At 72.7% G+C, this 21,743-nt stretch carries 21 protein-coding genes, 1 tRNA gene and 1 other RNA gene; 14 read left to right on the plus strand and 9 right to left on the minus strand.

The genetic code is table 11. The features are described 5' to 3' along the window. Nucleotides 1-15: 15 nt before the first annotated feature. Both ACH5HR_RS14320 and ACH5HR_RS14325 read right to left on the minus strand, forming a co-directional pair. Nucleotides 16-753, minus strand: coding sequence for a glycosyltransferase family A protein (locus ACH5HR_RS14320; protein WP_416478463.1), 738 nt, complete (start codon nucleotides 751-753; stop codon nucleotides 16-18). Then, nucleotides 750-1,346, minus strand: a complete 597-nt coding sequence (locus tag ACH5HR_RS14325) for a DUF2238 domain-containing protein (RefSeq protein WP_402376908.1) — start codon at nucleotides 1,344-1,346, stop codon at nucleotides 750-752. Before ACH5HR_RS14325 ends, ACH5HR_RS14320 begins: the two co-directional genes overlap by 4 nt. Before the next feature lie 300 nt (nucleotides 1,347-1,646). Here ACH5HR_RS14325 and ACH5HR_RS14330 point away from each other — a divergent pair, with 300 nt between their 5' ends. Beyond that, nucleotides 1,647-2,912, plus strand: a complete 1,266-nt coding sequence (locus ACH5HR_RS14330) for an ABC transporter substrate-binding protein (protein ID WP_402376905.1) — start codon at nucleotides 1,647-1,649, stop codon at nucleotides 2,910-2,912. A gap of 21 nt (nucleotides 2,913-2,933) precedes the next feature. Here ACH5HR_RS14330 and pnuC read toward each other — a convergent pair whose 3' ends face one another. Together pnuC and ACH5HR_RS14340 are read right to left on the minus strand one after the other, a co-directional pair. Next, nucleotides 2,934-3,623: a nicotinamide riboside transporter PnuC gene (pnuC, locus tag ACH5HR_RS14335; protein WP_402376902.1), complete on the minus strand. Its 690-nt coding sequence runs from the start codon at nucleotides 3,621-3,623 to the stop codon at nucleotides 2,934-2,936. 8 nt (nucleotides 3,624-3,631) lie between these two features. Then, nucleotides 3,632-4,405 carry a TetR/AcrR family transcriptional regulator gene (locus ACH5HR_RS14340; protein WP_402376899.1) on the minus strand — a complete coding sequence of 258 codons (774 nt, stop codon included), beginning with the start codon at nucleotides 4,403-4,405 and terminating at the stop codon, nucleotides 3,632-3,634. A 168-nt stretch (nucleotides 4,406-4,573) separates the two neighbouring features. On the opposite strand from ACH5HR_RS14340, the gene ACH5HR_RS14345 reads away from it, so the two are divergent. From ACH5HR_RS14345 to ACH5HR_RS14355, 3 genes are read left to right on the plus strand one after another with little or no spacing between them, the layout of a single operon-like run. After that, complete coding sequence (locus ACH5HR_RS14345) at nucleotides 4,574-6,340, plus strand: ABC transporter ATP-binding protein (RefSeq protein ID WP_416478465.1); 1,767 nt, start codon at nucleotides 4,574-4,576, stop codon at nucleotides 6,338-6,340. Next, nucleotides 6,337-7,113 (plus strand): energy-coupling factor transporter transmembrane component T family protein, encoded by a 777-nt coding sequence (locus ACH5HR_RS14350; protein ID WP_402376894.1) that lies wholly within the window; start codon nucleotides 6,337-6,339, stop codon nucleotides 7,111-7,113. The genes ACH5HR_RS14345 and ACH5HR_RS14350 overlap by 4 nt, the downstream gene beginning before the upstream one ends. 23 nt (nucleotides 7,114-7,136) lie before the next feature. Continuing rightward, nucleotides 7,137-7,721, plus strand: a complete 585-nt coding sequence (locus ACH5HR_RS14355; protein WP_402376892.1) for an ECF transporter S component — start codon at nucleotides 7,137-7,139, stop codon at nucleotides 7,719-7,721. Between the two features lie 25 nt (nucleotides 7,722-7,746). Here ACH5HR_RS14355 and ACH5HR_RS14360 read toward each other — a convergent pair whose 3' ends face one another. Continuing rightward, a complete protein-coding gene (locus tag ACH5HR_RS14360) occupies nucleotides 7,747-7,974 on the minus strand; it encodes a hypothetical protein (RefSeq protein ID WP_416478467.1) in 228 nt (75 codons plus the stop codon). 64 nt (nucleotides 7,975-8,038) lie between these two features. Here ACH5HR_RS14360 and ACH5HR_RS14365 point away from each other — a divergent pair, with 64 nt between their 5' ends. From ACH5HR_RS14365 to ACH5HR_RS14385, 5 genes are all read left to right on the plus strand, one after another. Then, nucleotides 8,039-8,659, plus strand: coding sequence for a mycothiol-dependent nitroreductase Rv2466c family protein (locus ACH5HR_RS14365; RefSeq protein ID WP_416478469.1), 621 nt, complete (start codon nucleotides 8,039-8,041; stop codon nucleotides 8,657-8,659). A 57-nt stretch (nucleotides 8,660-8,716) separates the two neighbouring features. Then, nucleotides 8,717-9,640 (plus strand): LLM class F420-dependent oxidoreductase, encoded by a 924-nt coding sequence (locus ACH5HR_RS14370; RefSeq protein ID WP_416478470.1) that lies wholly within the window; start codon nucleotides 8,717-8,719, stop codon nucleotides 9,638-9,640. Between the two features lie 332 nt (nucleotides 9,641-9,972). Beyond that, nucleotides 9,973-11,649 (plus strand): glycosyltransferase family 2 protein, encoded by a 1,677-nt coding sequence (locus ACH5HR_RS14375; protein ID WP_416478472.1) that lies wholly within the window; start codon nucleotides 9,973-9,975, stop codon nucleotides 11,647-11,649. Beyond that, a complete protein-coding gene (locus tag ACH5HR_RS14380; RefSeq protein WP_416478474.1) occupies nucleotides 11,646-12,377 on the plus strand; it encodes an HlyD family secretion protein in 732 nt (243 codons plus the stop codon). The genes ACH5HR_RS14375 and ACH5HR_RS14380 overlap by 4 nt, the downstream gene beginning before the upstream one ends. Then, nucleotides 12,374-14,515 carry a glycosyl hydrolase gene (locus ACH5HR_RS14385; RefSeq protein ID WP_416478476.1) on the plus strand — a complete coding sequence of 714 codons (2,142 nt, stop codon included), beginning with the start codon at nucleotides 12,374-12,376 and terminating at the stop codon, nucleotides 14,513-14,515. The genes ACH5HR_RS14380 and ACH5HR_RS14385 overlap by 4 nt, the downstream gene beginning before the upstream one ends. A 6-nt stretch (nucleotides 14,516-14,521) precedes the next feature. On the opposite strand, the gene ACH5HR_RS14390 is transcribed toward ACH5HR_RS14385, so the two are convergent. The 3 genes from ACH5HR_RS14390 to ACH5HR_RS14400 form a co-directional block, all read right to left on the minus strand. Continuing rightward, the gene (locus tag ACH5HR_RS14390; protein ID WP_402376880.1) at nucleotides 14,522-15,178 is read right to left on the minus strand and encodes a LytR C-terminal domain-containing protein; all 657 of its coding nucleotides are present in this window, start codon (nucleotides 15,176-15,178) and stop codon (nucleotides 14,522-14,524) included. A gap of 37 nt (nucleotides 15,179-15,215) precedes the next feature. Next, nucleotides 15,216-15,512 carry a type II toxin-antitoxin system VapB family antitoxin gene (locus ACH5HR_RS14395; protein WP_402376877.1) on the minus strand — a complete coding sequence of 99 codons (297 nt, stop codon included), beginning with the start codon at nucleotides 15,510-15,512 and terminating at the stop codon, nucleotides 15,216-15,218. A 174-nt stretch (nucleotides 15,513-15,686) separates the two neighbouring features. Next, complete coding sequence (locus tag ACH5HR_RS14400; protein WP_416478478.1) at nucleotides 15,687-17,480, minus strand: glycoside hydrolase family 35 protein; 1,794 nt, start codon at nucleotides 17,478-17,480, stop codon at nucleotides 15,687-15,689. Nucleotides 17,481-17,618: 138 nt separating this feature from the next. Here ACH5HR_RS14400 and ACH5HR_RS14405 point away from each other — a divergent pair, with 138 nt between their 5' ends. Next, the gene (locus tag ACH5HR_RS14405) at nucleotides 17,619-18,164 is read left to right on the plus strand and encodes a hypothetical protein (protein WP_402376872.1); all 546 of its coding nucleotides are present in this window, start codon (nucleotides 17,619-17,621) and stop codon (nucleotides 18,162-18,164) included. Between the two features lie 144 nt (nucleotides 18,165-18,308). Here the strand turns inward: ACH5HR_RS14405 and ACH5HR_RS14410 are convergent. Beyond that, nucleotides 18,309-18,396, minus strand: a tRNA-Ser gene (locus tag ACH5HR_RS14410). Between the two features lie 151 nt (nucleotides 18,397-18,547). On the opposite strand from ACH5HR_RS14410, the gene ffs reads away from it, so the two are divergent. The 4 genes from ffs (at nucleotide 18,548) to ACH5HR_RS14430 (ending at nucleotide 21,741) form a co-directional block, all read left to right on the plus strand. Further along, nucleotides 18,548-18,644: signal recognition particle sRNA small type (gene ffs, locus ACH5HR_RS14415), an RNA gene on the plus strand. 357 nt (nucleotides 18,645-19,001) lie between these two features. Then, entirely contained in the window at nucleotides 19,002-19,892 is an 891-nt protein-coding gene (locus ACH5HR_RS14420) for a MetQ/NlpA family ABC transporter substrate-binding protein (protein WP_402376869.1), read from the plus strand. 119 nt (nucleotides 19,893-20,011) lie between these two features. Then, entirely contained in the window at nucleotides 20,012-21,091 is a 1,080-nt protein-coding gene (locus ACH5HR_RS14425) for a methionine ABC transporter ATP-binding protein (RefSeq protein WP_416478480.1), read from the plus strand. Further along, entirely contained in the window at nucleotides 21,088-21,741 is a 654-nt protein-coding gene (locus ACH5HR_RS14430) for a methionine ABC transporter permease (protein ID WP_416478482.1), read from the plus strand. Before ACH5HR_RS14425 ends, ACH5HR_RS14430 begins: the two co-directional genes overlap by 4 nt. The last annotated feature ends 2 nt before the right edge of the window (nucleotides 21,742-21,743 follow it).

Consider the following 21,743-nt stretch of genomic DNA (forward strand, 5'->3'; position numbering starts at 1 on the left):
GCCGCGAGGCGCCGGTCACTGCCCGCGCCAGTGCTCCCACCAGCGGATCCACGGCGGCGCGTCGGCCCAGTTGCTCCGCAGCGTGCGCCACGCGCGCCGGAACCGCCGTCGTCGTCCGGAGCGCAGCGAGCGGGCCGAGACCCCGACGTGCAGGCGGCGGTCCCGGACGAGGCGTCGGTGGGGCCCGAGCGCGAAGGCGAGGTCCATGTCGTCGTGCACCTCGGGGTCGTGGCGCTCGACGGCGTCGCGCACGGCCCACCACACGTTGCGGCGGACCGCCATGCTCGAGCCCCACAGGGCGGTGTGGCCGAGCGCCAGTCGGGTGAGGGCGTAGTAGAGGCCGAGGTACAGCGTGCAGGCGAGCCGGCCGCCGTGCCGTAGGTCGACGAACGTGCCGGTGCCGGTCACCGCGTCGGGGGCGGGGTCCGTGGTCATCGAGTCGACGACGGAGCGCACCCAGTGCGGGCCGGGCCGGGAGTCCGCGTCCAGGCGGGCGATCACGTCACCTCGCGCGGCGTCGTACCCGGCGGCCGCCGCGGCGGGGATGCCCAGGCGGGGTTCGGGGACGACGACGGCGCCCCACCGGCGGGCGACCTCCGCCGTCGCGTCCCGCGAGGCGTTGTCCACGACCACGACCTCCAGCGGCGCCACCGACTGGGCGGCCAGGAGTGCGAGGCACCGGTCGAGCTCGTCGGCGTCGTCGCGGGCGGGCACCACGACCGACACGGTCGGTCGGGCGGCGGCGGGGCTCATGTCTCGGCCCGGGCGCCGCGAGCCACGAGCGCGGCCGCCAGCACGCTGCCCACGAGGCCTGCGGCGAGGTCGCCGAGGGTGTCGGTGTACGTCACGAAGATGCTGTCGTCGACGAACGTGTGGCCGACCCACTCGAGGAGCTCCCAGACGACGGCGACGAGCGAGCCCAGCCCGACGGTCGTCAGTGCTGCCGAGGCGCGCGCGTGCCGGCTCGGTGCGACCAGGCCTGCGCGGGTGAAAACGTGGTGGGCGACGGCGGCGATCGCGCCGGTCGTCGCGGCGTGCACCACGAGGTCGAGCCGGTCCACGCGCTCGTAGACGCCGAGCTGCGCGCACCATGCGGCGGCGAGCAGCGACGCGCAATAGGTGACGTCCAGCGCGGGACGTGTCCCGGCGGCGCGGGGGAGCATCGTGCCGCCGAGCACGAGGAGGAAGAGCGCGACGGCCGGCCAGCCGAACCAGATGCCGGTCACCACCACGCTGACCAGCGCGGACACGCGCAGGAGGTCGCCGACGACGATCCCCCGTCGGGCGCGTCCGGGCTCGGCGGGCCAGGCCGCGGCGAGGCGCGAGGTACCGGGTGTCGAGATCACAGGCTCAGGGTAGGGAGGTAGTCGTCGGCCCACCTGCCGAGGTCGGGCGCGGTGGGCACGGACCTCTCGCGTCGAAAGGATTTCGCGGCCGGTATTCGACTGATTATTGAAACAAGGTCTCGCCAGATATCGAAACTCACGAGGATCTTGACGATGGTCGCGGATTCTGACGTAATGTGCACCAGCCCGGATCGAAAACGGTTTACACCGTCGGCAAGACCGGGTGACGACCCAGACGACGGCGTGGAGGGGCAAGCGATGAGGCGACGGTTCGGGCAGGTCTTGGCGGGAGTGGGGGGCGTGAGCCTGCTGCTCGTCGCCTGTGCCGAGAGTCCGCAGGAGGTGGCGACAGGGCCCGAGACCGCACCCGCCCACGGACCGACCGCCTGGGCGCTCTCCGGAGGCAGCGACGTGGTCCTCGAGAAGACCTTCGAGCAGTGGGACAGCGGCCACCCCGGCGACGAGATCGCGGTCACGTGGATGGAGAACGACGAGTACAAGGCTCGCATCCAGGAGGCGCTCGGCGCCGGTGAACCCCCGACCCTCATCTTCGGCTGGGCCGGCGGCGACCTCGACCGGATGGTCGCGGACGGAGCCGTCGTCGACCTCAGCGACGCCGTCGGCCCCGTCCAGGAACGGGTGCTGCCCGCCGTCGCCGCGAACGGCGAGGTCGACGGGCGCACGTACGCCGTGCCGAACAACCAGACCCAGCCCGTCGTCCTGTACTACAACGCCGAGGTGCTGGACGCCGCCGGGCTGGAGCCGCCCGAGACGTTCGACGACCTGCTCGACGCGGTGCCCGTGCTCCAGGACGCCGGCGTGATCCCCATCGCGCTGGCCGGCGGCAGCCGGTGGCCGGAGCTCATGTACATCCAGTACCTCACCGACCGCATCGGCGGGCCCGAGGTCTTCCAGCGCGTGGTCGACGGCGAGCCCGACGCCTGGTCCGACCCCGCGATCCTGGAGGCGCTGGAGAAGATCGGCGAGCTCGTCGACGCCGGCGCGTTCGGGGAGTACTTCACCGAGACGGTCGCCGACGAGTCCGGCGACGTGGGTCTCGTCGCGAACGGGACCGCCGCGTTCGTGCTCCAGGGCGCCTGGGTCTACCCGGACTTCGTCACCGCCGCGCCGGCGCTGGTCGCCAACGACGGGCTCGGGTTCGCACCCTTCCCCGCGGTCGAGGACGGCGCCGGCGACCCGGACAACGTGGTCGGCAACCCGGCCAACTTCTGGTCCGTCTCGTCCGCGGCGACACCGGAGGAGCAGCAGGCCGCGATCGACTTCCTCAACGAGCAGGTGTACTCCGACGTCGCCGTCGAACGGTTCCTCGTCGTGCGGACCGTCCCGCCGGTCCGAAACCTCGGCAAGCATCTCGCCCAGCGGGACGACGCCGAGTACCTGGAGTACGTCTACGACATGGTCGCCTCGGCGCCGCACTTCCAGCTCTCCTGGGACCAGGCGATCCCGTCCGACCAGGCCGGGCCGCTCCTGGACAACCTGCACCGGGTGTTCACCGGCGAGCTGACCCCGCGCGGGTTCGCCAAGGCGATGAACGCCACCCTCTGACCGCCCGCAGAGCAGGCGGCCTCAGCCGGCGGCCGCCTGCTCGCGGCGGTGCACCCGCCACCAGACGAAGAACCCGACGAGCGTGAACGCCCCGTAGAAGATGTACATGAACGACGTCGCGTAGTAGCCGGCGCTCCACAGCAACGGCACCCCGACGACGTCGACCGCCACCCAGATCAGCCAGAACTCGACCCAGCCGCGGGCCATGCCGTACGTCGCCAGCAGCGAGCCCATGAAGATCCAGGCGTCCGCCCACACGGGCTCGTAGGACCCGAGCGCCCGGAACAGCGGCGTGAGCAGGAGCGTGCCACCGACCAGCGCCGCCACCAGGCCGAGCCGCTGCCACCAGGTGGCCCATCGCGGGTGCACACCCTCCGCGCCCGACGCCGGGATCTTGCCGTCGGCGCGCACCTCCAGGTCCTGACGGCGCGTCTCGCGCCACCGCATCCACCCGTAGACGGACACGGCGATGAACATGATCTGCCGCCCCGCCTGGCCCAGCATGTCCACGCGGTCCGCGTCCCCGAACAGGGACCCGAGGAACACGGTGAACAGCAGCAGGTTCCCGACGATGCCGACCGGCCACGCCCAGACCTTGCGACGCATCCCGCCCAGCGCCGACGCGAGCCCGAACGCGTTGCCGATCACCTCGCGCCACAGGACCTGCTCGGCGCCGACGCTGAACGTGGCGCTGAAGAGCCAGTCGATCATCTCGCTCCTCAGGCCAGGACGTCGCGCACGGCCCGCGCGATGTCGTCGGCGTCGGCGTCCTGGTCCAGGACGGCCACCACGACGCGACGGTTCGTGGGGACGGCGGCCCCGGGCGCGGCCGTGCCCGCAGGGTCGGCCGGGGTGCCGCCGTCGGCCCCGGGTGCCCAGGCCGCGCGACGCAGCTCGGCGAACGCCTCCTCCAGGTCGGGGCGCAGGTCGAGGTAGGGGTTGCGCAGCCAGCGGCGCAGCACCGCGTTGTGGACCGCGACGACGGAGGCCGCGAACGCGATCGACATGGTGGTGCTCGACCGGTCCGGGGGCAGCGTGTCGCGCAGGTAGGCGGTGAACGCGCGCTCGTAGCGGTGCGTGGTGACGAGCTCGCGGTCGCGCAGCGCGGTCACCTGCTGCAGCAGGCGGTGGCGGGCGAGGGACGTCTCGCGCTGGCCCACGTGGTGGTCGAACACGAGCCGCGCGGCCCGGCACACCTCCAGGTAGGGGTCGACGGCGGGGTTCCAGGCGGTCTCGCGGCCACCGGCGTCGTCGGTCTCGCGGGCCTCGGGCCGCGTGGCGGCGAGCATGACCACCACCTCCTCGAGGAGGAGCTCGTGATCGGCGAAGATCACGTCCTCCTTGGAACGGAAGCGGCGGAAGAAGGTGGCGCGGCTGACCTGCGCGGCGTCGGCGATCTCCTCGACCGTCGTCTGTTCGAACCCCTGGCGGGAGAACAGGTCGATGGCGGCGTCGACGGCCTGGGCGTGCGTGTGCGTCCGAACGGCAGTCATGTGCAGGAGGCTACTCCCGGACGAGACCGCGTCGCGCGCGGCGTCCGTCCGACACTTCGTCTTCTGCCCGGCACTTCGAGGTGCCGGACAGAGCGCGAAGTGCCGCTCAGATGTGAGGGGGGTCACCGACCCTCGCCAGGAGGGGTGAGGTTTGCCTATCCTGACCAGGTGACCTCCCCCCTGCTGGAGCTGCGTGGCCTGCGCGTGCGGCACCACCTGCCGCTCGACGACGGCGGCCACCGGCTCGGCGCACCGGCCCCGGACGGCGTCGACCTCGCCGTGCGACCCGGCGAGGTCGTGCTGCTCCTCGGGCCGTCGGGCTGCGGCAAGTCCACCCTGGCGCTCGCCACCAACGGGCTCGTCCCGCACGCGGTCGCCGCCGACGTCACCGGCGAGGTCGCCGCGGGCGGCCACGACGTCGCCCAGACGCGCCCGCCGCTGCTCGCCGCCGACGTCGCGATGGTCTTCCAGGACCCCGACGCCCAGGTGGTCACCGGCTCGGTGCTCGACGAGGTCTGCTTCGCCCCCGAGAACCTGTGCCTGCCGCCCGCGGAGGTGCTCGCCCGCGCGGAGGACGCCCTGCGGCAGGTCGGCCTGTGGGAGCGCCGCGAGGACGACCCGGCGCTGCTGTCCGGCGGCGGGCGCCAACGCCTCGCGCTGGCCTGCGCCCTCGCCGTGGGCGCCCGGTTGCTGGTGCTCGACGAGCCCACCGCCAACCTCGACCCCGACGGCGTCGAGCAGTTCTACGCCACGCTGCGGTCGGTGACGGCCGCGGGCGAGAGGGGCGTGCTGCTCGTCGAGCACGACCTCGACGCCGCCGTCGACGCCGCCGACCGCGTCGTGGTGCTCGACGCCGCCGGGCGCGTCGCCACCACCGGCCCCGTGCGCGAGGTCCTCGCTGACCGGGCCGAGCTGCTCGCCGAGCTGGGCGTCTGGCTGCCCACCACGACGATCGCCGCCCTGCGGCTGCGCGCGGCGGGCGTGCCGATCGACCCGCTGCCGCTCACCCCGGCCGAGCTCACCGCCGCCCTCGACGCCGTCACCCTCCCGGCGCCGGTGGTCGGCGAGCCGGACCGGCCGCCGCCGGACCGGCCGCCGGACGCCCGCGACGCCGTCATCAGCGTCGACCACCTCACGCTCCGCCGTGGCGGCCGGACCGTGCTCGACGACGTCAGCCTCGACGTCGCGCGCGGCGACCTGCTCGCGCTGGTCGGTGCCAACGGCGCCGGCAAGACGACGCTGGCCCAGATCGTCGCGGGCGTCCTGCGGCCCCGCCGCCGCGCCGTCGCCGGCTCCGTGCGCCGGCCCGGGGGCGCCCCCCGGCCGGGGGGCCGCCCCGCCCGCCCCCCCGCCGTCGGCTTCGTCTTCCAGAACCCCGAGCACCAGTTCGTCACCGGCCGCGTCGACGACGAGCTCGCCCACGGCCTGCGGGTGCGCGGGGTGCCCGACGGCGAGATCGCGGCCCGCGTGGACGACGTCCTGGACCGCTTCGGCCTCGGCGACCTGCGCGACCGCCACCCGTTCTGGCTCTCCGGCGGGCAGAAGCGCCGGCTGTCCGTCGGCACGGCGATCGTCTGCCGGCCCGACGTGCTCGTCCTCGACGAGCCCACGTACGGCCAGGACCGCGAGCGCGCCGTCGAGCTCCTCGACCTGCTGACGGCTCTGCACGACGACGGCACCACCGTGGTGGTGGTCAGCCACGACATGCAGCTCGTCGCCGAGCACGCCACGCGCGTCGTGGTGCTGGCCGACGGGCGCGTCGTCGCGGACGGGAGCCCCGCCGTCGTGCTCGGTGACGACGCGGTGCTGGCCGCCGCCGGGCTGCGGACGCCGCCGCTCGCGCGCGCCACCCGAGCCCTGCGCGACCCGGCGTGGCGGGCCGTGACCCGGTTGGCCGACCTGCCCGCGGCGCGTCTCGCGGAGGTGGACGCATGACCGGCCTGGGAGACCTGCGCTCGTACAACCCGCTCGTCAAGGTGCTCGGCCCCGTCCCCGTCATGGTCTACGTCGTGACCACTCGCGACGTCCTCACGCCGGCGCTGGTCGCGCTCGGTGCCTTCGCGGTGCTCGCCGGCATGGGTCGGCTGCGCCCGCGGGTGCTCGCCGCGATCGCCGGGGGAGCGGTGGTGCTGTGCGCTGTCATGACGTTCTCGTTCGGCCTGCTCACCGACCCGGCGCTCGTCGAGGGCACGGCGCTGCTCGCAACCGTCGGGACGTTCGAGGTGCGGTCCGGCGCCCTGGCCGTCGGACTCGCCACCGCGGTGCGGACGGTGGCGCTGATGATGCTCGTGCTGCTCGGCGGCCTGACGACGTCGGGCGCCGAGCTCGTGCGGGCGCTGACCCAGCAGCTCCACCTGCCTTACCGCGTCGGGTACGCGGCGCTCGCGGCGCTGCGGTTCGTGCCCCGGTTCGGTCACGAGCTCGAGGTGATCCGTGGGGCTCACCGTGTCCGGGGCGTCGCGCCCGGCCGCGGGCCGGTGGTGGCCGTGCGCCGACAGGCCGGATACGTCGTGCCCCTGCTCGCCGGCGGGATCCGGCACGCCGAACGGGTGTCGCTCGCGATGGACGCCCGGGGGTTCGGCGCCCACCCGACCCGCACCGAGCGCACCGCCGTCCCGTTCGGGGCGCGCGACGTCGTCCTGCTCCTGTCGTTCTGGGCCGGGGGCGCGGCGTGCGTCGTCCTGGCCGCGACCGTCACCCTCGCCTGACCCGTCCCGCCTCGGAGGCCTTCATGAAGTCCGTCACCACCCGCTACCTCATGACGTGCGCCGCCATCGGCGCCGCCATGGGGGTGCTGCTCGTCCCGGCCAACTTCGTGAGCGCGCCGCTCGCGGCCGCGGCACCCATGGCCTACGCGCCGATGGTGGGGCTGTGGATCATCGGGCCGGTGCTCGCCATGGCGCTGCTGCGACGGCCGGGCGCGGGGATCCTGACCATGTTCGTGGCGGGCGTCGTGTCGTCCGCCTCCCCGGTGGGCGTCTACTCGGTCGTCACGTGCCTGATGGCGGGCGCCGCCGTCGAGCTGGCGTTCCTGGTGACCCGCTACCGCGTCTGGCGGCCCTGGCTGTTCTTCGTGGACGCGCTGGTGTTCGGTGCGGCGTACGTCGCCTCGGGATGGGTGGCGTTCGACATGGGCGCGATGGCGCCGGCTGTCCTGGTGACGTTCGTGACGCTGATGCTGGGCAGCTTCCTGGCGTGCACGTGGTTCGGGCTGTTCCTCGCAGGGCGGTTGGCGACGGCGGGCGTGGCCCGCGGTCTCGCCCCGGCGCGAGGTGGTGCAGCGCGCGCCGAGGTAATGCGCGACGGCGCGAGGTAGTGCGGCGCTCGCCGAGGTAGCACCCTTAGCTGCGTCCCGCGCGACGGTCCGGCTCGTCGAAACCGGCGGGCTGCCGTCGGGCACGCTGCAGGTAGCGGAGCTCGCGCACGAGGATCGCAGCCGAGAGCGTGAACGGGACCCATGCCCACACCCGCCCGCGCAGCGCGGCCACGAGGGTTACCAGGGTGAAGGCTCCGGCGACCAGGACGGTCAGGATGCTCGCCCAGCGGATGTCGCGCAGAGTCTGGAGCACGTCCCGAGCGTAACCGGACCGGGCGGCCTCGAACCGATTCGCGTCCCGGAGTACTGTGCTGGACGTGACTTCCACCGACACCACCCCTCCCGTCGTCGACGTCTACATCGACCCCACCTGCCCGTTCGCCTGGGTGACGTCCCGCTGGGCGCTCGAGGTCGCGAAGCACCGCGACGTCGACCTCACGTTCAAGCAGATGAGCCTGTACCTCCTGAACAAGGACAAGGACATCCCCGAGTCCTATCGTGAGCGCGTCATGGCCAGCCAGGGACAGGGGCGCGTCGCCGCCGCGGTGCGGGTCGAGCACGGTGACGAGGCCTTCAGCCGCTACTACACGGAGTTCGGTACGCGCTGGCACGACCAGGGCGGAACGGACTTCGACACGGTCATCGCCGAAGCCCTCGCCGCGGCCGGCCTGCCGGCCGAGCTCGCCGACGCCGCGACGTCGGACGCCTACGACGACGCGCTCGCGACCAGCCACCGCACGGGCATGGACCCGGTCGGCGACGAGGTCGGCACGCCGACGTTCCACGTCGACGGCGTCGCGTTCTTCGGCCCGGTCCTCACGCGCGTGCCGCGCGGACAAGATGCCGTGGAGCTGTTCGACGCCGCCGTCACGCTGGCCGCCAACCCGCACTTTTTCGAGCTCAAGCGGACGCGCACCGAGAGCCCGGTCCACGACTGAGCCGCGAGCGACCACCGCACCACAAGCACCATCGCCGAACCACCCTCCAGGAGCACCGTGACCCTCGACCTGCGCATCTTCACCGAGCCCCAGCAGGGGGCCTCGTACGACACCCAGCTCGCCGTCGCCCAGGCCACCGAGAAGCTGGGCTTCAGCGCGTTCTTCCGTTCCGACCACTACCTCGCGATGGGCGGTGACGGTCTGCCCGGACCCACCGACTCGTGGACCACGCTCGCCGGGATCGCCCGGGAGACGACGACGGTCCGGCTGGGGACGCTCGTGTCCTCGGCGACGTTCCGCCACCCCGGGGTCCTCGCGATCCAGGTCGCCCAGGTGGACCAGATGTCCGGCGGCCGGGTGGAGATCGGGCTCGGCACCGGCTGGTTCGCCGCCGAGCACGCCGCCTACGGCATCCCGTTCCCGGACAAGCGGTTCGGGATCCTGGAGGAGCAGCTCGAGATCCTCACGGGCCTGTGGGGCACCCTGGTGGGGGAGACGTTCGACTTCGCCGGCAAGCACTACACGCTCACGGACTCCCCGGCGCTGCCCAAGCCGACGCAGGAGCGGATCCCGGTCATCGTCGGTGGTGGCGGCCCGCGCCGGACCCCGGCGCTCGCCGCCCGCTTCGCCTCCGAGTACAACCAGGCGTTCCCGGAGCTCGACGCGATCGGACCGCGGATCGGCGTGATCAACGAGGCGCTGTCGGCGGCCGGTCGCACGCCGGAGTCTCTGACGCAGTCGGTCGCGCTGGTGGTGGCGGTGGGCGCCGACGAGGCGGAGTTCTCCCGGCGTGCCGCGGCCATCGGTCGTGAGCCGGCCGAGCTGCGCGAGCACGGCATCGCGGGGACGGTGAGCGAGGCGGTGGACCGGCTCGCGTCGTTGCGTGACCAGGGCGTCGAGCGGGTGTATCTGCAGGTGCTGGACCAGCAGGACCTGGACCACCTGGACCTCATCGCCCGGGAGGTCGCACCCCAGCTCTGACCGACCCGGCAGCCGTTGTGGGCGCGATTCCTGGGCCAAAGAAGCCCCCAAAAGGTACAAAACGGGCCAAGAATCGCGCCCACAACGGAAAGGGGAGCGGGACGGAATGAGAACGGCGCGTTGCGGGGAGCGAACGGCGCGATTTCCGCTTGGTGTAGATCTGCGCGGCGAGCGCTTCACCCCGTGACAGGACGTCGGCACTGGCCTAACTTGTGAGCGGACGACGAGGTGGGTTCCCCGAGGAGGGGGATCCACCTCTCGTCGTCAGGGGGCAAGTGCAGTGCCGACGTCATGCTCGACCCACCGCCGTGCCTCGCGAAGGGGACCGTCCGATGACCTCCACCCTCCATCCCCGTGCGCCGGAGCTGCCGCCACCGGTCGGGCCGGCGCCCACCGGACCTGCCACCACCGTCCAGGGCGACCCGCAGGCGGCCGCCCGGCGCCGCGACGCGAACGCCGCCGCCCACTCGCCGTCGCTGATGCTCGTGATGATGCTGGCGACGATCGGCGCCGTCGCCTACGCCGTGTTCCTGCTCGACCCGGACCACCGCGGCGACTGGTTGCCCTACGCGCTGGTGATCGTCGCCGAGTCGGTCCTGCTGGTGCTCGCGCTGCTGGCGATGTGGACCGTGCTCTCCTCCGGCTACGACCCGCGGGACTTCGCGTACCACCAGGCCCGTGAGCGACTCTTCGACGCCCCGCAGATCCTGCGCGACCGCGCCACCGACGACCCGACCCGGTGGCGGCTGTTCCTGCACGACCGCCCCGTCACCGTCGACGTCTTCGTCACGACCTGCGGGGAGGACCTCGACACGATTGCCAGGACTGTCCGTGCCGCCGTCGCGATCCACGGCGAGCACCGCACGTGGGTGCTCGACGACGGTCGCTCGGACGGGGTCCGGGACCTCGCGGCCACGCTGGGGGCCCGGTACATCCGGCGCCTGTCCAGCGGCGGGCAGAAGGCCGGGAACGTCAACCACGCGCTGAGCATCGCCAAGGGCGACCTGTTCGTCATCCTCGACGCCGACTTCGTGCCGCGCCCCGAGCTGCTGGTCGAGACCGTGCCGTTCTTCGTGCGCGACGACGTCGCGTTCGTGCAGTCGCCGCAGACGTACGGCAACATGAACTCGCTCATCTCGCGGGGCGCCGGCTACATGCAGGCGGTCTTCTACCGGTTCGTCCAGCCGGGCCGCAACCGGTTCAACGCGGCGTTCTGCGTGGGGACGAACGTGGTGTTCCGGCGGGCGGCCGTGGACGATATCGGCGGCATGTGCACCGACTCGAAGTCGGAGGACGTCTGGACGTCCCTGCACCTGCACGAGCGCGGGTGGCGGTCGGTGTACATCCCGCAGACCCTGGCCGTGGGGGACACTCCGGAGACCATCGTGGCGTACGCCAAGCAGCAGCTGCGCTGGGCGACGGGCGGGTTCGAGATCCTGCTCCAGCACAACCCGCTGTCTCCGCGGCGCAACCTCACGCTGGACCAGCGCCTGCAGTACTTCGTGACCTCGACGCACTACCTGTCGGGGATCGCGCCCCTGCTGCTCCTGCTCGTCCCGCCGCTGCAGATCTACCTGGGCCTGGCACCGATGCGCCTCGACGTGTCCGTGGGCACCTGGGCCCTGTACTACCTCGGCTTCTACGGTTTGCAGATCGCGATCGCCTTCTTCACCCTCGGGTCGTTCCGCTGGGAGGTGCTGCTGCTCGCCGCGGTGTCCTGGCCCATCTACGTCAAGGCGTTCTGGAACGCCCTGACGGGCAAGCAGCAGGCCTGGGCGGTCACCGGCCGGGTGGGCCGCGGGACGAGCCCGTTCGAGGTGATCGTGCCGCAGACGCTCTGCTTCGTGTTCCTCCTGGTGACGTCCGTGGTGGGCGTGTGGCAGTACCGCGACGACCTGCTGCCGAACCTGTCGGTGGCCTGGAACGTCACGAACACCGTGATCCTGGGCGGGTTCCTCCTCACGGCCGTGCGCGAGCACCGGGCCGTCGTCACGGGAGGTGCCGCATGACCTGGGCCACCCGCCTGAAGCTGACCGTCGGCGTCGTCGTCGTGCTCGCGCTGTGCGCCACCCTGACGCTGGTCCTCAACCGCCGGATGAGCCAAGCCACGTCGGCGCAGGCGACGATCGTGGCGGAGGAGGTCGCCGTCGGGGCCGACTACGCGGGGACCGTCGTGTCGGCGCACGTGGAGCCGGGGGACGAGGTCTCCCAGGGCGACCCGTTGTTCACGATGCGCAGCCTGCTGCTCGCGCACGACCTGTCCGTCGGCCTCGTCTCGCGCCGGAACGCCTCCTACGAGGTCAGCGACGAGGGCGAGATGACGGTCGTGGCGCCCGTCGACGGCGTGGTCTCGCAGATCGCCGGCACCCCGGGCGGGTTCGTGCAGTCGGGGGAGGTGGTCGCCACCCTGCACCGCGACGGGTCGACGGCGGTCGACGCCCGGCTGTTGCTCGACCCGGCGGACTTCGCCCGGATCGAGCCCGGGGCGTACGTGCGCATCACGCTGCCGGACCAGAGCGAGGTCCCCGGCGAGGTCGCGTCGATCGCCGTGAGCAGCTCGCGCAACCGGGCGGAGGCGACGGTCGTCGTCGACAGCACCACGCTCGCGCAGCGGGCGGGTGCCGACCTGGTGCAGCCCGGCACGCCCGTCGTCGCGAGCGTCGAGCTGCGCGACGACGGCCCGTGGGCGGGCGTCGACCTCGCCTTCCAGCGGTTCCTGCAGAGGATCGGGCTGTGACGCGCCGGGGAGCCGCGCTCGTCGTCGCGGCCTGCGTGGTGGCGAGCCTGGTCGCCGGCTGCACGACGACGTCCGCCCCGGCCGCGGCGCCGTCGTCGGGCACGGGGGTGACGAGCGCCGCGCCACCGGACGTGGATCCCACCCTGCTGCCGACGGTGGACCGCGGCGACATGCCGATGCGGCTCGCGGACGGTCTGGCACCCCCGACCAACCGGTGGTTCTCCGGTCTGGTGTTCGGCGACGCGCCGCAGCCGGTGTTCCCGCTGCCGCTCGCCGTCGGGCTCACCGCGTCCGGGTTCGCGTACGGGCTGCCCGCCGTGCGGGCGCAGGGTGCCGTGCTGGCCGGCCCGTACGCCCCGCGGGTGCAGATGGACCTGCGCGAGCCGGTCACGGGCATCGTCACGGGATACGACGCCGCGACGGTGAGCGTCGACCTCGTCGCAGGCGACGGCATGGTGCTCGGCACGCTACACCTGGTGCGCGGCTCGCCCGTGCTGCGGTACACGGCCGCCGGTGACCAGGAGCTCGGGCTCGGCGTCGCGTTCACCGGCGCTGCCGGCGACCTGCCCGACGACGTCGCCACCGCCGAGGTGGACGGCCGCGCGCACGTGCTCGTCGGGGCCGGCGACCTGGACGTCACGGGCGTGCTGGACGGAGCGGGCGCCACGCTCGGCCTGGCCGCGGGTGACTCGGTGTCCTGGCTCGTCGCCCCGGATGCGGGCGAGGACCCGGAGTCGCTCGTGGACCTGGTGGAGGCCGTGCGTGACCCGGTCGTCGGCACCGCGGTCGGGTACGAGGTCGCTGCGGACCAGGTGACCACCTCGGTGACGTACGAGACCGGCGCGGGTGGCCCCGCCGTCGTCGTCCGCTGGCCGCACCAGCAGGACGCCGTGGCCGGCCCGGGCGGCTCCGCGAGCACCTGCGGGCTGGGCACCTACGCCACCGTGCGGGGGACGGTCGAGCTGTGTCTCGCCTCGACCACGGCCTGGCGCTCGCCGACTCGTCGACCGGTGCCCGGGCCCGACGTCTCGGGGCTCGACGACGCCGCGCGCGACGAGCTCGCCGAGCAGGTACGGGCCGACGCCGCGACAGTGCTGGCCGAGGTGCGGCCGGCGGACACGTACTTCGGTGGCAAGGCGCTCGCCCGCGACGCCGACCTGTGGGTGCTTGCCCGGGACCTCGGGCTCGACGACGTGGCCGCGGACCTGCGCGAGAGCGTCGTGGCGGACCTGCGCACCTGGACGGAGGCGGACGGCTGTGTGAACCGGCCCGAGCGCTGCTTCACCTGGGAGCCGGACCTGCGCACCGTCGTCGGGCAGGCGACCGCGTTCGGCTCGGAGGAGGGCAACGACCATCACTTCCACTACGGCTACTTCTTGTACGCGGCGGGGGTTGTCTCCGCGGACGACGGCGAGCTGGCCGCGGACCTGGCGCCGGTGCTCGACCTGCTCGCGGCCGACGTGTCGGCGGGCGCCGACGTGCCGGTGGGCGACGGTGCGCCCCTGCCCGGCCTGCGGGTGCTGGACGTCGTCATGGGGCACTCGTGGGCCTCGGGACCGTCTCCCTTCGCTGACGGGAACAACCAGGAGTCGGCCTCCGAGGCGGTCGCGGCGTGGCACGGCCTGTCGCTCTGGGCCGCGGCGCGCGCGGCGGCCGGGCTGGACGACGGCGGGATGCGTGAGCAAGCACGCTGGATGCTCTCGCTCGAGGCGGCGTCGGCGCGCGCCTACTGGACGGACTTCGACACCGCGGACCCGGCGACGGCAGGGCTCGAGGCGTCGGTGACGTCGCTCGTGTGGGACGGCAAACGTGAGCGGGCCACCTGGTTCTCGGCCGAGCCGAGCGCGGCGCTCGGCATCGTGGTGCTGCCGGTCACCGAGGTCTCGGTCTACCTCGGCGAAGACCCGGCCCGGGTGCGGGAGAACCTCGCCGAGGCGCTGGGCACCGACGACTTCTGGGCGGACCCGGCGACGTGGGACGTCATGTTCGGTGACCAGCTCCTGATGTACGCCGCGCTGCTGGGCACGCAGGACGCGGCGGCGGCGCTGGACGTCGCCCGGGAGCTGCCGGACGAGCGCATCGACGACGGGTCGACGCGGTCCAGGCTGCTCGCCTGGCTGCTCGTGCGCGCAGCGTGACGGGGATCAGGCCTCGTCGGGGCCGCGGCCGCGGCCGTACTCACGCTCGACCGGTTCGAGCTCCTCGGCGGGGACGCAGCCCGGCAGGTTCGTGAGCGGCTCGTCGGCGGAGAGGGTGACCTCCTCGGGCGGCACCGGCTCGGTCCAGCCGACGCCGATCAGGAGGTCGACGAACTTGCCGCCGCGGTCGTCCATCACCAGCTCGACGTCCTCGAACTGTGCCGCCAGCGTGTAGGCCTGCACGATGCCCTCGGCGCCGTAGCGGATCTCGGACGGCCCGTCGATCAGCCTCGGGAAGTCGCCGGTGTCGCGCACGTCGAAGCCGCGGTCGGACAGGACGTCGTCGGCGGCGCCGGCGAGCGCGAACCGGTCGTCGGCGGCGTTGAAGATCCGCACGCGGACCTTGTCGTACGCCGTCGGCAGGACGCCCTCGGGAGAGTCCTCGTCGGTGGGCAGGCAGGCCGGAGCGATACTCGTCGACTGGGCGCTCGGGGTGTAGATCGGCTCCGCGAACGGCGCGTCGATGGTCTCGGTGTAGACGGCGAGCGCACCGAGGCCGAGGATCACGAGGAAGGCGATGATGAGCCCGAAGACCACCGCCTGGCGCTCGTGCTTGCGCCGACGACGGGCGACCCTCGCCGGGTCCTGGGCTGGTGACGTCACGCGAAGAAACTACCTGAGATTCCGGGAACGGGAGCGATCATCCGACGGCGAGGACGCGGGCGTGCAGGATCGGCCGCTGCTGGAGCGCGGCCCGGACGGCACGGTGCAACCCGTCCTCGAGGTACAGGGTTCCCCGGTACTCGACCACGTGAGCGAAGAGGTCGCCGAAGAACGTGGAGTCGTCGGCGAGCAGGGCGTCGAGATCGAGCGTGCGCTTGGTCGTCACGAGCTCGTCCAGCCGGACCTGGCGCGGTGGGACGTCCGACCAGTCGTTGGTGCTCTCGCGGCCGTGGTCGGGGTACGGACGCCCATCGCCCACGGATTTGAAGATCATGGCTGCCATCGTAGAGGCGGAGGGCGACGCGGTCACCGAGACGGAGGCAATGGTTCGTCACGATATCGTCACGATCGAGCCAATTCGCCTGGTTCGGTCTCGCGTCCGGTCGATGTCTGCTCGGGCAACGGCCGAGATGCCGTGATGCCCGTCACAGGGTGAAGGGTGCGGTGCTCACTCCTCGGACCGGCCGAGACCGGGTCCGGCGACCATCCGCACCGTGCGGTGGTGCGCACCGTGCAGCTCGAGCACCACGACCTCGTTGTCCGTGGCCCGAACCAGCGGACCCGGGACGTAGAGCGTCCGTGTCGGCCCCGCGCTCCAGAAGCGGCCGAGGCAGAACCTGTTGACCCACACCACGCCCTTGGTCCAGCCGTCGAGGCTCAGGAAGTGGTCGGCACCCGCGGTGCTCGCGAACGTCCCGAGCGTCAGGACCGGCCCGGCGAGAGGCAGGTCCGAGCCCACGGGCGGCGCTGCACGCAACGCGTCCGTGACCTCCCGGCGCAACGCTCCGCCGTCGTCGGCGAACCGGAGCGGGGTCGCGTCCCAGCCGGTGACCTCCCGCACGGCGGTGCGCACCGTGCCGACGAGGCCCTTCGGCTCGCCGATGCGCGGGCCGTAGCTGACGCGGCCCTGGTCCTCGACGAGCAGCGTCAGCTCGCCGGCGCGGGCAGGCAGGGCGACGGCGGTGGCGTGCGTGGTGCGGTCCAGCAGCCCGACCGGCTCGCCGTCGAGGGCGACGAGCGCGCGGTCCCGGACGTCGTCGACCACCAGGACGGCGTCGTCGGGAGCGATCCGCGTGCGATAGCGGACGAACCCGTCCCAGGCGGAGACGTCGTCGTGCGTGGGCGGGTGGTCGACGTGGTGCGTCTCGCCGAGGGCGTCGACGACGTCGTCCAGCCGGACGCGGCGGCCCATCGTGACGGTGAGCTCCGGGGCGGACGGCGCCTCCGCCGGCACCTCGTCGGGGACCGGGCGGTGGCGGGCGATCACGTCGCGCAGGGCGCGGAACTTCGCGGTCGCGGCCCCGTGCTCGGCGAGCGGGGCGTCGTAGTCGTAGGACGTCGTGATCGGGCGGTAGGTGCCCTTGTCGTTGGCGCCGGCGGTGAACCCGAAATTGGTGCCGCCGTGGAACATGTAGAGGTTGACGGACGCGCCCGCGCAGAGCAGGTCGTCGAGGTCGTCGGCCGTGGTCCCCGGCGCGGTGACGTGGTGGTGCAGGCCCCAGGAGTCGAACCAGCCGTCCCAGAACTCCATGCACATCAGCGGGCCGGTCGGCTGGTGGCGGCGCAGGGTGGCGAGGCGTTCGGGCGTGCGGGAGCCGAAGTTGGCGGTCCGCAGCAGCTCGGGCAGGCCGCCGCGGGCCAGGTGCTCGTCGTTCGCCTGGTCGCTGGTGAACAGCGGGACGTCGATGCCGGGGTCGCGCAGCATCGTGGCGAGGGCGCGCAGGTAGAGCTGCCGCTCGTCCGGCGGGGCGTCGCCGTAGGCGCCGTACTCGTTCTCGACCTGCACCATGAGCACCGGACCGCCCGCGGTGACCTGCCGCGGGGCGACGATCCGGGCCACGGCCGCGTAGTACTCCTCGATCGCGGCGAGAAAACGCGGCTCGGCGCGGCGCACGCCCACGCCCGGGTCGGTGAACAACCACGCCGGGAGGCCGCCACCGGTCCACTCGGCGCAGATGTACGGGCCGGGCCGGACGATGGCGTGCATCCCCTCGGCGGCGACCAGGTCGAGGAACCGGCCGAGGTCCCGGGGGCCGTCGGTGCGGAAGGTGCCGCGGTCGGGGGAGTGGACGTTCCAGGCGACGTACGTCTCGATCGTGTTCAGGCCCATGAGCCGGGCCTTGCGGATCCTGTCCGCCCACTGGTCGGGGTGGACGCGGAAGTAGTGCAGGGCACCGCTGACGATCTGAAGGCGCCGGCCGTCGAGCAGAAAGTCGTCGTCACCGATCTCGAAGCGGGGCATGAACCGATCCAAGCACATCGGTCGACGACGACGTCCCGTGGACGAGCACGGAGGCGCGGCGACGGGGCATGCCATATTGGTCCCGGCCGCGACCGATCGGCGCGGCCGACGACACTTCGGAGCCTGGAGGTACGGATCGTGGCACGAGCTCGTGTGCACGGCATGGTGCTCGCCGGCGTGGTGGCGGTCGCTGCCCTGGCCGGCTGTACGGACGACGACGCCGGAGGCGACCAGGGAGGCGCCGCGCCCGACGCGACCGCGACAGAACCCGAGGGCGCCACGCCGTCTGCCGACGGCGAGAGCTCGACGCCCGGGTCCACGGAGGGTGCGACCGGTGGCGACCTGCTGGTCGTCGAGGCCGAGGGGGAGGGGCCCATCGGCCTGCTGGCGACCGAGGTGCCCGACGGCGGCGCGCAGGACTACTCGGGCATGCTCATCAGCGGCCCCGGGGGCTGCCTGGCGATGGAGGCCGACGCGCCGCCGCAGCTCCTCGTCTTCGCCGACGACGCGGAGTTCGTGCTGCGTGATGCCCGGCCCTCCGTGACCACACCGGGGCTGGGCACCGTGCAGGTGGGTGAGGACGTCGAGCTCGCTGCCGTGCCGGTTCCGCTGGAGGTCGTGGACGGGATTCCTGCCGCGTGCGCCGAGGGATCGCAGGACGAGGTGCTCGTCGTCGAGGGGTGACGGCGGTCACGCGACGCCGGCCGGGGTGACCGCGTGGTCGACGAGCCGGAACCGCTCGTCGGCCGAGCCGGGCCGGGACCCGGCGGTGAGACGCCGAACGCCGGGGGCCCCTTGCGGAGCCGCCCGGCGTTCTGCCCGTGAGGCTGGCGGAGGATGGGGGATTCGAACCCCCGAGGGCGTGAACCCAACACGCTTTCCAAGCGTGCGCCATAGGCCGCTAGGCGAATCCTCCTCTGGTGCCACCCGCGCACGACGGCGCAGGCAACCCCAGCAGAATAGCCGACGGGTGCGGTCTTCTCCGAATCGTCCCGGCGTGACCCTCGTCTCGGACCCTGCCGGGGGACCCGGTTTCGAATCAGCGGCTTCCCTCCGTTAGGCTGTGGACAGACCCCTCGTGCGGCACCATCTCGCCGAACTCCCCCAGGGCCGGAAGGCAGCAAGGGTAAGTGAGCTCTGGTGGGTGTGCGAGGGGTCCTTTGCGCCCCGCTCACCAGCGGTTTCTTGAATGGCGAGACAACCGGCGTCCGCATGGCAAGATTTTGGCCCCTCGGAGTTGGAGAAGTGGCCCTCGTGGTGTTCTCGTTGAGCCATGCACCGCTTCGACACCACCGCACCCCGCACCGCGCGCACCACGCTGCGCGGACGGATGTGCCGTGCCGCGATGCGGAGCACCCGAATGTGCGTGCGCTGACAGCGCTCCGCACCGCCGTCGGGCATCGCTGACGGCACCCACTCTCCCTGCGCCCGCCGCGTGCTGATGGCCGCGGCCCGCCTGCTCTCCCTCTGTTCGAGACCGCCGACGGCGTGCTGCCGTCGTGCCCGTGGAAGGACCCACCCATGTCTGTACGCTCCACCCTGCTCGCGGCCGGCGCGGCCGCCTCCGTCCTCGCTCTCGCGGCCTGCTCCGGAGGTGCCGAGGCCGCCGTCGCCGGCGGCACCGCCGAGGACCCGATCCGCATCGGCGTCGTCTCCTCCGGCGAGACCTACTGGGACACGTTCGCCGACGCCGCGGCGGCGGAGGGCATCACGGTCGAGATCGTGAACTTCTCCGACTACCAGCTCCCCAACCAGGGGCTCAGCGACGGCGACCTGGACCTCAACCAGTTCCAGCACCTCCAGTTCCTCGCGGGCTACAACGACGCGCGCGGCGACGACCTCACCCCGATCGGCGCCACCGCCGTCTACCCCTTGGGCCTCTACTCCACGGCGCACGCGAGCGTCGAGGAGATCCCGGCCGGCGGCGAGGTCGCCATCCCCAACGACGACACCAACCAGGCGCGTGCGCTCCTCGTGCTGCAGGAGGCGGGCCTCGTCGCGCTGCGCGACGGCGGCAGCTCGTTCTCGACGCCGGCCGACGTCCTGGCCGACGAGTCCCGCGTGACCGTCACCCCGGTGGACGCTGCCCAGACGGCGCTCGCGCTGCAGGACGTCGACGCCTCGATCGTCAACAACGACTTCGTGGGCGACGCCGGCCTGACCGCCGAGGACGCCATCTACTCGGACGACCCGGACGCGTCCGCCGCCGAGCCGTACATCAACGTGTGGGTGTCGCGCGCCGCCGACGCCGACGACGAGACGCTCAACCAGCTCGTCGACATCTTCCACACCGAGGAGATCGAGCAGGGCGTCCTCGACGCCTCCGGCGGGACGGGCGTCATCAAGGACAACGACGCGGCCGACCTGCAGGCCGTCCTCGACGGGATCCAGGCGGACCTCGCCGCCGAGTGACCGCCATCGGTCCCGCGAAGTAGAGCCGTGTGTACCGGAGAAGTGCCCCTGACGCACTTCTCGAGCACACACGGCTCTACTTCGCGGAGCAGGGCGGGTCTGCCAGGAAGGAGAGAACCGTGAGCGAGACCATCATCAGCTTCCGCGACGCGGTCAAGGAGTTCCCTGCGCGTGGCCGAGCGCGGCGCCGTACGGAGCCCGTCCGTGCCGTCGACGGCGTCACGCTCGACATCGCGGCGGGCGAGATCTTCGGCGTCATCGGCTACTCCGGCGCCGGCAAGTCCACGCTCGTGCGGCTCGTCAACGCGCTGGAGACGACGACGGCGGGCTCCGTCGTCGTCGACGGCACCGACCTGACAGGGCTGAGCGAGGCGCGGCTGCGGCCGGTGCGGGCCGGGATCGGCATGATCTTCCAGCAGTTCAACCTGCTGCGATCCCGCACGGTCGCCGGCAACGTGGCCTACCCGCTGGAGGTGGCGGGCTGGTCCCGCGCGGACCGCGACGCCCGCGTCGCCGAGCTGCTCGACTTCGTCGGCCTCTCCGGCAAGGCCGCGTCCTACCCCTCGGCGCTGTCCGGCGGGCAGAAGCAGCGCGTCGGCATCGCCCGAGCTCTCGCGACGAGCCCCACCATCCTGCTGGCCGACGAGGCCACCAGCGCCCTCGACCCGGAGACGACGGCGGACGTCCTCGCCCTGCTGCAGCGCGTCAACCGCGAGCTCGGCATCACCGTGGTGGTCATCACCCACGAGATGGAGGTGGTCCGGTCCATCTGCCACCGGGTCGCCGTCATGGAGCGCGGCCGCGTGGTCGAGATCGGTGACGCGTACCAGGTGTTCAGCGCGCCGCGGCAGCCCGTGACCCGGCGGTTCGTCGCCTCCGCGCTGCGGGACGTGCCGTCGACGGCGGTGCTCGACCGACTCCGCGCGCGCCACCCCGGCCGCATCGTCACCGTGCGGATCGACGAGGTCGCCGGCTCGTCCGCGCAGGTCATGGGTGTCCTCGCCGAACGGGGGGTCGCGGGGACCATCGTCTACGGCGGCATCACCGAGGTGGCGGAGCGGCCCTACGGGTCGCTCACCCTCGAGCTGGTCGGGGACGACGCCGCGGTCCGGGCGGCGCTCGACGGCCTGCGCGCCGTGACCGCCGTCGTCGACCACGGCACGGCGGCGGCGCCCGCCGTCGGAGGGAACGACCGATGAGACCCGACCTGGTGCCCCTGCTGTGGGAGGCGTTCGGTCAGACCATGTTCATGGTGCTGATCACCCTGGCCGTCGGCGGGTTCCTCGGCCTGCTGCTCGGGCTCGGGCTGTACCTGTCCCGGCCTGGCAACCTGCTGGCGAGCCGCGGCGTGTTCGCCGTGCTCAACGTGGCCGTGAACATCGTGCGGCCGGTGCCGTTCCTCATCTTCCTGGTCGCCATCGGGCCGCTGACCCGGGCGTTCGTGGGGACCACGATCGGCATGGAGGCGTTCACGTTCGCGATGTGCATCATGGCGACGTTCGTGTTCGCCCGGCTGGTGGAGCAGAACCTCGTGTCCATCGACCCGGGCGTGATCGAGGCGGCCCGAGCGATGGGTGCCTCGCCGTTGCGGATCGTGCGGACCGTCGTCGTGCCCGAGGCGCTGTCGCCGCTGATCCTGGGCTACACGTTCCTGTTCGTGGGCGTGCTCGACATGTCCGCGATCGCCGGCTACCTGGGCGGTGGCGGCCTGGGCGACTTCGCCATCGTCTACGGCTACCGGCAGTACGACTGGGCCGTGACGGCGATCGTCGTGGTGATCATCATCGTGATCGTCCAGCTCGTGCAGTGGCTCGGCAACTCCCTCGCGAGGCGCGCGCTGCGGCGGTGACC

This window comes from Isoptericola maris (assembly GCF_048065335.1).
GTDB classification, from domain to species: domain Bacteria; phylum Actinomycetota; class Actinomycetes; order Actinomycetales; family Cellulomonadaceae; genus Isoptericola; species Isoptericola rhizosphaerae.